Below are 12261 nucleotides of genomic sequence, written 5' to 3' on the forward strand. Positions count from 1 at the left end.
GTGATCGCCGCTTTTGAATAGTCATCGCAACCTCCAATGTCAGAGTGTTGCGACGACCGTTTGAATCCGCCTTTTGACCCGCGATCAGAATGATGCACGCAGCCGGATGGCGGTTTGCGTCCTTCGACTGCGGCGGTCAAAGCCGCCAGCGTGAGCCGTGCGTCGATCGAGCGGCTGATGGCGTATCCGACAACCCGCCGCGACCAGGCATCCAGGACAACGGCAACATAGGCAAAGCCGCCGACGACGGTGACGTATGTGATGTCGGCCACCCAGAGTTGGTTTGGCCCATCGCAGATGATGTCCCGGGCGAGGTTCGGGAAGATCGGCTGATTGTGATCGCTATCCGTGGTCACCGTGTAGCGCTGGCGCATTCTCGGCTGAAGGTCATGCTCGCGCATCAGGCGGCGGATCTTCTTGTGATTGACGATCATGCCTTTTTGCCGAAGACCGGCTCGGACACGGCGCCAGCCATAGTGCTCGAACTCGTTACAGATCGCTGCGATCGCTTCGACGATCGCGGTGTCGTCGGCCGTCTTCTCCGGACGGTCGTAGTAGGTCGAACGCGAGAGGCCCATCAGGCGGCATCCTTCGGCGACGGAGAGACCATGGGACCGGTGGTCGCGGATGTAGGCCCGTTTCTCTGCCGCGGTCCTGCATGCAGAGCCCCCTTTAGAAACTCCAGTTCCAGTGCCTGTTTGCCGACGAGCCGTTCGAGCGCGGCAATGCGCGCCTCATAAGCCTGGAGAAGGTCAGCCGTTGCGGCATCCTCATCGAGAGCGCCCGCCTGAAACTTCTCGACCCATATCCGGATCAGATTGCGTGAGATGTCGTGGCGCTTCGAGAGGGCATGCAGGGTCTCGCCGCCGAAATACTCCTGCGAAACCTGCCGCTTGAAATCGACGCTGTGGGTTCGGTGCTTTGCCATGGGCCTTCATCCTCTGAAAGCCCGGCAAACGGTCAAATCAGCGGCCTGACTCTGTCCGGCCCGCAGGGCCCACTCCACACAGGGGCAATCGGTTTCCTCCTCAAGGCGTATATAGCAGGTTGGGTGTGTAGTCCGGACGTCCAAGCTCCTCATAGGACCTCGGCCAGACAGCCAGCAGACCACGGTTCCCAACTGGAAAGGGAGAATACCTGAATTCGCTAGAAGATGAGTCGCGGTTCTACTAGCCGGGCTCGACCGGCGGTTGCGCGCGGGCAGGTCCGGCCCGCGCACAACCCTGCCAAAGGTCTTCGCTGCCAGCGCCTGCTTCTACGTGCCGGCCATCGCGTCGTTCGGTCGTCAATATTTGTTGTAGATCGTGAATGCTTCGGTGCCGTTCAGCTTTTCCATCTCCTGCATCCAGCCGTTTGACCGGAACGCGGTAGGGCTGATTCGGCCGCAATGTCGTGTTGACCTCCTCGTCCAGCAGACCTGCGGGTTCGTCTCTCTGCGCCAACGGCGCTCCTCCAGGATCACATTTCGCTCGGTCTTGATAACATCCTCGTTGAGGATGAGGTTGGGCGATTGTTTCTGACTTGCCCTTGAACTGGTCCAGCAAAACGCGCGCGCTATCGATCGCTTCCACGCTGGTCGCATCGATCAACCCCTCGACCCTCTTGAAACAATCCAAATCGAAACTCCTTCATGCGCTTGCCAAGCCGTTATGCTCGAAGGCAGTTCCGTGAACTACCCGGCCTTTGACCTGCGGCACGAGCAGCGGTCGGCCTTACGTCCCGTGCCTCCAAACACGAGCCATCGACGTGGCGCTGAGGAGCGTTGGAAGAAATTGGGCGCTTCCGGCCACGCTCGAGCGGTAGTGTAGGACAGTGCTTGCTGGCGGCTACGCTGACAATGCGCCAGCTGATCGGGGCTTAACAATTTTTCGCTTTTTGCTGCGCCCAACTCTCGGCTATGACTCGGACAGGCCTAATGGCCTGCCCACGTTGCATTGTAAGAGAAGGAACAAGTATATGCCGACTGGAACGGTAAAGTGGTTCAACAGCACCAAGGGGTTTGGATTTATCCAGCCCGACAATGGCGGTCCGGATGTTTTCGTCCACATTTCCGCTGTCGAACGCGCGGGCCTCTCGACCCTCGCTGACGGCCAGAAGATCAACTATGAGATCGAGCAGGATCGCCGCACTGGCAAGTCCTCCGCTGGCAGCCTCAGCAAAGCTGGTTGAAATTTTCTCCTGCGTCCTGGCAAGAGTAGGCACGTAGGTCCTCACGGCCGCTCGATGGGACCGAGCAAAAACTGAGGGCAGCAGATTGCTGCAGGCGTCGCGAATTCCTCATGAAACAAAGTTGTTTGAAAGGAAGGCGGGGTTGGCCCCGCCTTTTTATATGACGCGCAGATTAAGCCGATGGCTGCAACGCTCCAGAACGAATCTCGATTGCCGAAATCAAGCCGCGACCTTCTTGCGGGTTCGCTTCGTCGGCGCAGGCTCCGGCGCTTCCGGCGCCTTCGGTTTGCGGCCGAGCCCCATCGTCTTGGCCAATGTCGAGCGCGCCGCGGCGTAGTTCGGCGCGACCATGGGATAATCCGCCGGCAGGCCCCATTTGGCCCGATATCCATCCGGCGTCAGCCCATAGTGGGTCGACAGATGGCGCTTTAGCGATTTGAATTTCTTCCCGTCCTCAAGGGAGATGATGTAGTCCGGTGTCACCGATTTCCTGATCGGGACTGCAGGCGTAAGGGCAACCGGCTCTTGCGCAGAGACACCTCCGGCCGTCGCTCTCAGAGCCGTATGCACTTGGCCGATGAGGGCAGGGAGATCCCCCACCGGGATCGGATTGTTGGAGACATAGGCCGACACGACATCGGCGGCAAGCTCAATGAGGGTGTCGACGTTTTTTCCGGCTTCTTCTGTCATGAAACTCTCCAGGCGGTGAAACATAGTCAGCGAAGCGTCGCTTCATAGGGCCGGTTGCCGCTGAAAGCAACAATGTCTCGACAGCGTTATTGCCAATGCTCATCCAGAAGCGACATCGATGCGCCATATTTCCCGTCGTGACCGCTGAGCCACTCGTTGTTGGCGACCCTGCCGTGGTGCGTGGCGCGTCCCGGCTGTAACTTTGCGCCGAAGTTGCTAGTAGTCGAGGCTAAGCGCGCTATTTGTGTCCCGCTTTACTTCTTTGGACTGTGAAATCGAGGGATCGTGATTGCTTGCTGGTGGGCGTCAGGACGATGGACGTTCATTGGCAATGGCCAAATGTAAGTTCATCGCCCGGTGAGCCGCTCTTCCAAGGGGCTGGGAACCGCCGCTGGTAACCAAGGACATCAATGTATTTCGAGGCGTTTCTTAGCCGGTCCTCGAGAGACGGCAATCCTTGCGGACGACACCTGTTCCACGAATCGAACAGCGCGGCGACACGGGCAGCTTCTCGAATCTGGAGCGGCTTCTCGCAAGCTGGCGCCGTGCCGAGAGGCCGGGCAAGGACAGTGCGTCGCCTGCTTCAATCATACGCGTCAACCAGCCAGCGACGCTGTCCCATACGGAATCCCGCGACCGGCCGTGTGATCTCGCCGGTAGTCGCCCCGGCCCTCTGCACGAAACTCGGGATGTGCTGACGATCAACAAGGCCACAAAGTCGACGTCCTGAAGCAGGGATCACATGAGTTTGCCACTATGCGCAGGCTTGCCATGCGCTTCCGCGGCATTTTGCGGGGCCTGTGAATTCGGCAAGCTCGACACTTCGATCGACGTGGCGTCAACTCCGGGCTCGTCGCCATCACGCGTTTCGGTCTGGTCCTACGCCGTGACGTTGACGCCGTTCGCGATGCCATTGAACTACCGTGGAGCAAGGGCCAGGCGAAAGGGCTGATCAACCGCCTGAAGACGATTAAACGTACGATTTAGGCAGAGCGGGCTGCGAACTCCTTAGGGCACGCATGCTGCCACTCAGCCGGCCTGATCACCGCACAACGCGAGGAAGAACCTGGTCAAGTGCAAAGCGACAATTGCCTCGACAGCGGGTCCCGGAAGGTTTATGCTGCCCAACGTTACCGCAATCCGGAATGGCCATTGAGTACCTTCACGAGTGAGGGAGTGGAACTGCTTTGTCGGCCAAATTGTTGACGGAACGCCCGGCGCCCATTGTTGCTACATGTCTAGATTCTTGGGGCGTTTTGGATGATGCAATCCACCATCTCACTCCAAAGGGCAGTGGAATCTGGAACAATGTCGCTTTTGTTCGCACGACATCCTTCGTGCCCGATTGGCATATCGTCTTTAACTCTGCTTCTCTTTTTGGGCTCCCTGTTGATATCGAGGCGAGCCCAAACAGGACAATTTTTGCAATCGGCGAACCGCCGACGAAAGCTCATCGCGCGTTTCATGAAGGGCAGGGGAAAAATACTATCGTCCTGACGTGTGACGCAGAGCTGGCTGCTCGGCAGAATGCAGCGCGCCGATTCGTTTTGTCTCCACCTATCACTCGGTCTTGGTCTGTAAACAAGACATATGACCAACTTCTGGTCAGCGAAGTCGTGGATAAGCCGCTTCGGCTCTCATGGATTACCAGTGACATCGCCCTGCTTAAAGGACATCGATATCGGCTGGCGTTTCTGGAGCGGCTGAGAAAGGAGGTCGATTTTGACCTGTTCGGCCGAGGTTTTCGGCTGATTGGAGATAAATGGAACGCACTCGCACCCTACCGTTACAGTATAGCGTTCGAGAATACTCGTGCTGATTACTATTTTACAGAGAAGCTTATGGACTGCTTCGTTGCTGAAACAATGCCGATCTATTACGGCAGCCCGGCAATCAGGAGGTTCTTCCCTTCGGACTCTATGGTTCTGATTGACCCAGAGGACAAGAACGTAATCCCAAAAATTCAAGAAATCATCGACTCGGACCTCTGGAAGGAACGTCGCGACGCAATAAGAGAGGCGAAGCGGTTGGTCCTCGAGAAATACAATACGTTTGCTTATCTCGCGGGCTTCATCGAAAGCGTTGAGGATAAACCCTTACCGCCGGAAATTATACACATCGATTCGCCTGAAGTCGATTTTGCAATGGACGAATGAAGTACTCCAACGCTCGCTTCGCGTGCCCGGCGGTTGGTGGTCTGGCGAGATCGGTACGGAACGCTCGGCGGAGAATGTCTGCTGCGCAGACGGCCGGCACGGGCGCACGAGGTCATGCGCCCCCGGCTACCGCTGATCAGACGAACTGGGGAAGGCCAGGAACGGAATTGAGGACCTCGTCCACGAGTTCGTCGCCGGCATGTTCCTTCGCGCAGGCGATCGTCTCGTTGGCGAGGCCGGCGATCTTTGCCATGCTCAGACCCTCACTCATCAATTGCTGGCCGAGCCCCATAAGGCCGCCACCCTCTGGGTCGTCTCCATGATACTTCGCGACTAATTCTGAAGCTCCCGGAATGGCCTCGATCATGCGCGCAACGGGACCGTCGGCCGCGTGGCTTTGCAGGAAACCCAGCATTAACCCAACGGCCTTCTCTGCGACAGCCGGGCCGATGCCCGCACCAGTGGCGATGCGCGGTAAGAATTCTTCCATGCAGGGTCTCTCTCTCTTTAATGAGGTTTACACGGGGCCCGTCCGGCGCCCAGCGCCCTTGGCCGAACCACAATTGAACTCCACAAAAATAGGCCGGCGGAAGTGCTATTGCGCGTAAAACCGCCTCTGTCAACGCAAGCTGCGTCGGACGTGCGTGTTTCGCAAACCGGAGATTCATTCCAATTCACTTCATTTCGCATTGGCAACCGCACAGATTGCGGTGGCTCGCTTATGGGCCAATGCCCCGCGCCCGTCAAATTATGATGACAACGTGGTCATCGCCTAGGATCTGTGGATCAAGGTGTGAGGCACTTACAGCCGGTGGACCTGCTCAAGCGCCGCGCCGACACAAGGGCTAGATTGGCGATACTGCGCGTGTTGGCCATGTCTTTCCTCGCGTGATGGGATGTTCGTAGAAGCGGAGCTATATGCCGGTGTGACGTCGATAAGGCGAACCGGCTATTCCGACCGGACATCCATACTGTCGCATAGACCGTCGCTGCTTAGGTATTGAGACCGCCATCGCTGGTGACATCACAATGTGCAGTCTGCGGGTGTCGATAAGGCCGATTCACGCAATCAACAGGTCAGGAGGAACGAATGTACCCTGAGGTTTCAGAAGCTCACTTTTCGCAAGGCGTGCAGCGCACATGGTGCAAGAGATTGCCAAGTCTTGCAGATGCTATCGACTTTCTAAACGATGGCTGGAAGATCGCAGTGACCGAATCTTCGAAGCGCACTCAGTGCGTGCTTTGCTACATCCAACCGGTTGCCGAGCAGGGATACTCCTCCTCCCTGAAGTCCAATCGAGAACAGCGATCACTTCCAAGAGGGTCCCAGCTCAGCCGCGAAAACAGGTGTCAGACCCCGACCCTCTCCCTCAGCTGATCTAGCTCAGGGCGTTCATGATCCGCAGATCGCATAGTGGCTGCGTGCACGACGCAGGAAGACCATTTATGAAAATCCTATTCAGAACGATGGCTGTCACCTTGCTGGCACCCACCGCCTTTGCTGCGGATTCGATCCCCGCCGACCTCAGAGATACGGCATTGGCCACCTTCAGCGCTTTGCCATCCACCACGCCGACAGGCGCCAACAACCCGGTCACCTCGGAAAAGATCGCTCTCGGCAAGGCACTGTTCTTCGATCCACGCGTCTCGGCGTCAGGCGTCTTGTCGTGCAACTCGTGCCACAACCTGGCCACCGGCGGCGACGACAATCACGAAACCTCGATCGGCCATGGTTGGCAGAAGGGACAGCGCAACGCGCCGACTGTACTGAACGCTGTCTTCAACATCGCTCAGTTCTGGGATGGTCGTGCCGCAGACCTGAAGGCTCAGGCGAAGGGACCGGTCCAAGCCGGCATGGAAATGGCCAATACACCGGGCCAAGTCATCGCCACGCTCAAGTCCATGCCGCAATATGTCGAGTGGTTCGATGCAGCTTTTCCGGCTGAAGCGGATCGGGTCACCTTCGACAACTTCGCCAAGGCAATCGAAGCCTTCGAGGCGACACTGGTCACGCCGGCCCCCTTCGACAGCTTCCTGAATGGTGATGAGCTTGCCATGACTTCCGAACAGAAACAGGGCCTGGCGCTTTTCATGGACAAAGGCTGCTCGTCCTGCCATGCCGGCATCAACGTTGGTGGGCAAGCCTATTACCCATTCGGCCTCGTGGAACAGCCCAGCGCCGAGGTCCTGCCGGAAAAAGACAAGGGCCGATTTGCGGTCACCAATGCAGCCGATGACTACTATGTTTTCCGCGTGGCGCCGCTGCGCAACGTTGCACTCACCGCGCCATACTTTCATTCGGGCAAGGTTTGGGATCTGAAACAGGCCGTCGCTATCATGGGGACCACCCAGCTTGGCGTAGTACTGGCGGACGAAGAAGTTGACCTGCTTGTTGCCTTCCTCAACTCGCTGACCGGAGAGGCACCCGAGGTCGCCTATCCCATCTTACCCTCCGAAACGGCGACAACGCCCCGGCCTGTAACGCAGATCTCAGGAAAATAAGGCCAACTGGCTGCGGACATCGCAATCGAAAATGATTGCGGCTTCTACTTGGGCCACACGAATTGCCACGTCCATCTCCGAATTGGCCGGACACGCTAGCAATACCCGAAACCTGCCACCTCGCCCGTCGTCTGCGCGAATCAACTGGGGAAGCGGACAGACGCGCAGCACCATATATTGTCGCCGCCTGAGCGAACGTGCCAAGCAGTCTACTTTGAGAAACGACGTGTGTACGATTTGTTCGAGGCGCGGGGCCTGTATGTTCCCAAGGACCAATACTATAGCGTAGTGTCACATTCATATTTCTGCGGGATGAGGACACGTGCCGAAGGAAAATCGCACATTTTCGCCGAGTGGCTTATTTCCAAGAGTGTGATCGGTTTGGCATATTCCCGGCCGACATCCGCCAGCCGGCAACTCCCCACACGGTGAGGAAGAGAAGCCTCACGCCTGCACTTTCTGCCGGAGCGCGCGTGCTGCCGCGACCATGTTAATGAGGGCAGGGCGGACCTCCTCCCATTTGCGTGTTTTGAGGCCACAGTCCGGGTTTATCCACAGTTGGCCGTCGGACAGTCGCTCCCGGGCAAGCATGACTAAGTCCGAAATCTCGCCGACTTCCGGGACGCGTGGTGAGTGAATGTCATAGACGCCGGGACCGATCTCGTTCGGATATTTGGAGCTCGTGAAGGCGTCCAGCAGTTCCATCTTCGAGCGCGACGTCTCAATCGAAATGACATCCGCATCCATTCCAGCGATCGCGTCGATGATCTCGTTGAACTCCGAATAGCACATGTGGGTATGGATTTGAGTCGCGTCCTTTACACCCGTTGAAGCGATCCGGAAGCATTCGACAGCCCAGTCGAGATAGACTTTCCAGTCAGACTGGCGCAGTGGCAATCCTTCGCGAAACGCGGCCTCATCGATCTGCACCATCCTTGCGCCCGACCTTTCGAGATCCCTCACTTCGTCGCGGATGGCGAGCGCGATCTGGCGGCAGGCTTCGGAGCGGGGTACGTCGTCGCGAACAAAAGACCAGTTGAGAATGGTGACTGGGCCTGTGAGCATTCCCTTCACGGGCTTTTCCGTAAGCGACTGGGCGAATTGCCACCAGAGCACTGTCATCGGATTGCGCCTCGATACGTCGCCGAAAATGATGGGGGGACGCACGTAGCGCGACCCATAGCTTTGTACCCAGGCATGCTGGGTGAAGGCGAAGCCAGACAGCTGCTCGCCGAAATGCTGTACCATGTCGTTTCGCTCGAACTCACCGTGCACCAGCACGTCCAGCCCGATCTCTTCCTGCCAGCGAATTGCAGCCTCGATCTCCTTCTTCAGGAACGTCTCGTAGTCGACATAGCTCAGCTGGCCCTTCGCATGAGCGGCCCGCGCCTTGCGTACCTGCGGCGTCTGCGGGAAGGACCCGATGGTCGTCGTCGGGAACGGCGGCAGCCCGAGTGAGCCGGCTTGGACTCTGGAGCGCTCGGCAAAAGCGCTCTCTCGTCGCTTCGCGCTGTCGTCAATGCTAGCGATCCGCCCCTGAACAAGCGGGTCATGGATCCTCGTGGATGTCACGCGCGTGGCGGCAGCCTCGGCAGACGCTTTCAACGAGCCAGCCACCGCATCTCTGCCTTGGGACAGGGCCCGGGCCAGCAACACCAATTCGTCGGTCTTCTGGGCCGCGAAGGCGAGCCACGAGCTGATGTCGGCGTCGAGTTCCGTCTCCATGCGCAGGTCGATCGGCACATGCAGCATCGAGCAAGAAGGCGCGATCTCGACGCGGTCCAAGGGCCAGCCGGCGACGATCGGTTTGATGCGGTCGAGAATGGCGGGCAGGTTCGCACGCCAGACGTTGCGGCCATCGATCAAGCCAAGCGAGAGCACCAGATCCTTCGGAGCGAGCCGACCCACCGTTTCCAGCTGCTCGGGAGCGCGCACGAGATCAATATGCAGCCCGGCCAGGGGCAGAGAAACCGCGGTTTCGAGATTGTCTCCCAGATGCCCGAAATATGTAGCCAGCATGATCTTCAGCTCGGGCGCGGCTTTCGACAGCTGGCCATAGGCGAACTCGAACGCAGCTCGTTCGTTGGAGTTCAGATCGAGGACAAGCGCTGGCTCATCGATCTGCACCCAGTCGGCTCCCGACAGCTTCAGCCTCTGCAGGAGTTGCTCGTAAACAGGCAGCAGCCGCGGTAGGAGCGCGATAGGATCGAACCCTTCGGCAGGCGATTTCGCCAGCTTGAGGAAGGTGATGGGTCCAAGGATGACTGGGCGTGTGTGAATGCCGAGAGCTTGGGCCTCGAGGAAGTAATCGACGGGTCTTGTCGACGAGAGGGCGAACGTCTGATCATCATCAAGTTCCGGCACAATGTAGTGGTAGTTTGTGTCAAACCACTTGGTCATTTCCATCGCGGTTACACCGGGCCCATGAGCCGCCTCCTGGTGACCAGCGTGTGCACAATCCTCCTTCTGACCCTGGTTGCCGCGCGCCATTGCGAAGTAGATGTCAAGTGGGACCTCGCCGCTATTCCAGCCGTAACGGGAGGGAATGGCGCCGACCATGGCTGCGGTGTCGAGCACATGGTCGTAAAGCGAGAAGTCGTTTGACGGGATTTTCGACACGCCGCGATTGCGCTGCTCTTCCCAGCTAGCGGCACGGAGCGCCTTCGACGTCGCAAGAAGGTCGCCAGCGGACGATGTTCCGGACCAGTAGCTTTCAAGCGCGAATTTCAGTTCTCGCCGACGACCGAAGCGCGGCACGCCGAGCGTTGCTACAGGAATTTGCTGAGAGTCAGTCATGTCATACCCCGATGGTTGGGGCGTCGATGACAAGGAAGGCGCTAGCAGGCCGGCACGAACGCCGGCTTGCAGCGGCCACCGAGACACCCCGCCCGTGGACGTAATTCGCCGTGGCAGGTCTCCTGGCTCGCGGGGTCATAGCCTCTACCGGTCTTCCCGAGGGTATTCGCCTCAGTGACATGAGTTGGTTTGGCTCGCCGCTAACAGTTGCGGGGGCAGCGCCGGCATCGCACCGGCTTCCCTCTTAGCTCCGTTGCGGCAGCGCCGCACGCGAGAACCACGACACGCAGACAATCACAGCAGTCCGCTCTTTTGTCAATGACGCATAACGAAATGTTTATGTCGTTATGTGATCGCGCTTTTTCGCTTGTCTAACATTGTGAAATATTCAGTCTCCCATTGGCGGCGCTGCTCCGCCGCCACCATTGTCCAACTGGCGGATTCGTGTCGGGCTGCGACGCAGCTTGGGTGAACGACCTGTTCTCATAGATTATTGGCATCCACTCGTCCGTGCTTGGCAGAACAACAAGCCGAAGTTGGCCCGTCCCGTCCTGTAATGAGATTGACGAGGATGAAGCCCAGCTGCCAGTTCCGCTGGTCCCAGACCAATGCGAACCAGTCTGCCCGCATTCGGCATCCTTCGCTGCTACGCGGGACGTGATCGCAAGTTCAAGTGCTCCGACGGTCGCCGCGAGTTCTCCGTTACCTCAGGAACCTTATTGGCCTTCCACATCGAATGGCTGTCGATATGAGCGAGGTTTGACACAGTTCGGCCACTGCGATGATCGTCTCAGCAGGGCAGCTGGTTAGTTGCTCGCCCACTACAGCAACCCAGCCCGTTCCGCCTCGCGGCGCAAATTCTCCCTCGGCCTTGGGCCGATCTGCTGGATCACCAGGCCGGACACCAGCGAGCCAAGGTCGCCGCAGGTCTTGAGGTTGCGTCCCTGCGTGTAGCCATGCAGGAAACCGGCGGCATAGAGGTCGCCGGCGCCGGTGGTGTCGACCAACTCGCGGATCGTCGTCGCCTGGATGGTGACGGTCTCGTGGCCGCGCACGATAACCGAGCCTTTTTCCGAGCGTGTGACGGCGGCGATCTTGCAGTCCTTGCGGATCTGCGCCACCGCTTCGTCGAAGGACGAGGTCTGGTAGAGCGACTTGATCTCATGGCTGTTGGCAAAGACGATGTCGACCGTGCCCGAGCGCATCAGTTCGAGGAACTCGTCGCGGTAGCGGTCGACGCAGAACGAATCCGACAAGGTCATCGATACTTCGCGACCGGCCGCGTGCGCCAGTTTCGCCGTCNACGACGCTCTTCCGATCTCGAACGCATGAGGTCGAGGAATTCGTCGCGGTAGCGGTCGACGCAGAACGAATCCGACAAGGTCATCGATACTTCGCGACCGGCCGCGTGCGCCAGTTTCGCCGTCTGCCGGATGGCTTCCTTGGCGCGCGGCGGGTCCCACAGATAGCCCTCGAAATAGGTCACCTTGGCGCCGGAAGCCTTGTCGGCCTCGACATCCTCCGGCCCGAGTTCGATGCAGGCGCCGAGATAGGTGTTCATCGAGCGCTCGCCGTCGGGTGTGACGAAGATCATCGAACGTGCCGTCGGCGGCTCGCCCTTGAGCGGCCTGGTGTCGAAGGCGACGCCTTGCGCATGAATGTCGTGGACGTAGATCTCGCCGAGCGCATCGTCGGAGACCTTGCCGAAGAAGGCGGCGCGGCCGCCGAAGCTGGCGACGCCGGCCGCCGTGTTGCCGGCACTGCCGCCAGACGCTTCGATCGCCGGGCCCATGCGGCTGTAGAGCAGTTCGGCGCGATGGGTATCGATGAGGTTCATCGCACCCTTAATGATACCGTTGGTCTCGAGGAATTCCTCGTCGCACTGGGCGATGATGTCGACAATGGCATTGCCGATGCAAAGCACGTCATAATCCGGCATCGAAGTCTC

The 12261-nt window shown here is 58.8% G+C and carries 8 protein-coding genes, 4 pseudogenes and 1 riboswitch; of the genes and pseudogenes, 4 read left to right on the forward strand and 8 right to left on the reverse strand.

What is annotated here, in order from left to right; genetic code table 11:
* The 3 genes and pseudogenes from X739_RS137510 to X739_RS1000000169760 all read right to left on the reverse strand — a co-directional run.
* On the reverse strand, nt 1-629 hold a 629-nt coding region (locus X739_RS137510; RefSeq protein ID WP_156940068.1), incomplete at its 3' end, for an IS3 family transposase.
* Nucleotides 578-928, reverse strand: a complete 351-nt coding sequence (locus X739_RS137505; RefSeq protein ID WP_023796511.1) for a transposase — start codon at nt 926-928, stop codon at nt 578-580. The genes X739_RS137505 and X739_RS137510, both read right to left, overlap by 52 nt.
* A gap of 258 nt (nt 929-1186) precedes the next feature.
* Nucleotides 1187-1504, reverse strand: a pseudogene (locus tag X739_RS1000000169760) (insulinase family protein); the annotation flags it as partial.
* A 452-nt stretch (nt 1505-1956) separates the two neighbouring features.
* Between X739_RS1000000169760 and X739_RS137500 the strand changes: the two are divergent.
* The gene (locus tag X739_RS137500; RefSeq protein ID WP_023679670.1) at nt 1957-2169 is read left to right on the forward strand and encodes a cold-shock protein; all 213 of its coding nucleotides are present in this window, start codon (nt 1957-1959) and stop codon (nt 2167-2169) included.
* Between the two features lie 219 nt (nt 2170-2388).
* On the opposite strand, the gene X739_RS137495 is transcribed toward X739_RS137500, so the two are convergent.
* The gene (locus X739_RS137495) at nt 2389-2859 is read right to left on the reverse strand and encodes a MucR family transcriptional regulator (RefSeq protein ID WP_023796512.1); all 471 of its coding nucleotides are present in this window, start codon (nt 2857-2859) and stop codon (nt 2389-2391) included.
* Between the two features lie 413 nt (nt 2860-3272).
* Between X739_RS137495 and X739_RS1000000171005 the strand changes: the two are divergent.
* Together X739_RS1000000171005 and X739_RS1000000167415 are read left to right on the forward strand one after the other, a co-directional pair.
* Nucleotides 3273-3887, forward strand: a pseudogene (locus tag X739_RS1000000171005) (ISL3 family transposase); the annotation flags it as partial.
* Between the two features lie 159 nt (nt 3888-4046).
* Complete coding sequence (locus X739_RS1000000167415; protein WP_084056615.1) at nt 4047-5015, forward strand: glycosyltransferase family 10; 969 nt, start codon at nt 4047-4049, stop codon at nt 5013-5015.
* Between the two features lie 136 nt (nt 5016-5151).
* Here the strand turns inward: X739_RS1000000167415 and X739_RS137490 are convergent, their stop codons facing one another.
* Nucleotides 5152-5505, reverse strand: coding sequence for a hypothetical protein (locus X739_RS137490; protein ID WP_023783327.1), 354 nt, complete (start codon nt 5503-5505; stop codon nt 5152-5154).
* Between the two features lie 956 nt (nt 5506-6461).
* Here X739_RS137490 and X739_RS137485 point away from each other — a divergent pair.
* Nucleotides 6462-7517 carry a cytochrome-c peroxidase gene (locus tag X739_RS137485; RefSeq protein ID WP_023796514.1) on the forward strand — a complete coding sequence of 352 codons (1056 nt, stop codon included), beginning with the start codon at nt 6462-6464 and terminating at the stop codon, nt 7515-7517.
* A gap of 444 nt (nt 7518-7961) precedes the next feature.
* On the opposite strand, the gene metE is transcribed toward X739_RS137485, so the two are convergent.
* From metE to X739_RS0136200, 3 genes and pseudogenes are all read right to left on the reverse strand, one after another.
* On the reverse strand, nt 7962-10313 hold the full coding sequence (gene metE / locus X739_RS137480; protein ID WP_031252634.1) for a 5-methyltetrahydropteroyltriglutamate--homocysteine S-methyltransferase: 2352 nt from the start codon (nt 10311-10313) through the stop codon (nt 7962-7964).
* A 94-nt stretch (nt 10314-10407) separates the two neighbouring features.
* Nucleotides 10408-10610: riboswitch (cobalamin riboswitch) on the reverse strand.
* 524 nt (nt 10611-11134) lie between these two features.
* Nucleotides 11135-11614 (reverse strand): annotated as a pseudogene (locus X739_RS0136195) (adenosine kinase); the annotation flags it as partial.
* Between the two features lie 20 nt (nt 11615-11634).
* Nucleotides 11635-12252, reverse strand: a pseudogene (locus X739_RS0136200) (adenosine kinase); the annotation flags it as partial.
* Nucleotides 12253-12261: the final 9 nt, after the last annotated feature.

This window comes from Mesorhizobium sp. LNHC209A00 (assembly GCF_000502915.1).
In the GTDB taxonomy this organism is placed as follows: Bacteria; Pseudomonadota; Alphaproteobacteria; order Rhizobiales; family Rhizobiaceae; genus Mesorhizobium.

Coding starts and splice junctions, on each gene's coding strand:
- X739_RS137505 (WP_023796511.1), bottom strand. CDS start 928: ATGGCAAAGCACCGAACCCACAGCGTCGATTTCAAGCGGCAGGTTTCG.
- X739_RS137500 (WP_023679670.1), top strand. CDS start 1,957: ATGCCGACTGGAACGGTAAAGTGGTTCAACAGCACCAAGGGGTTTGGA.
- X739_RS137495 (WP_023796512.1), bottom strand. CDS start 2,859: ATGACAGAAGAAGCCGGAAAAAACGTCGACACCCTCATTGAGCTTGCC.
- X739_RS137490 (WP_023783327.1), bottom strand. CDS start 5,505: ATGGAAGAATTCTTACCGCGCATCGCCACTGGTGCGGGCATCGGCCCG.
- X739_RS137485 (WP_023796514.1), top strand. CDS start 6,462: ATGAAAATCCTATTCAGAACGATGGCTGTCACCTTGCTGGCACCCACC.
- metE (WP_031252634.1), bottom strand. CDS start 10,313: ATGACTGACTCTCAGCAAATTCCTGTAGCAACGCTCGGCGTGCCGCGC.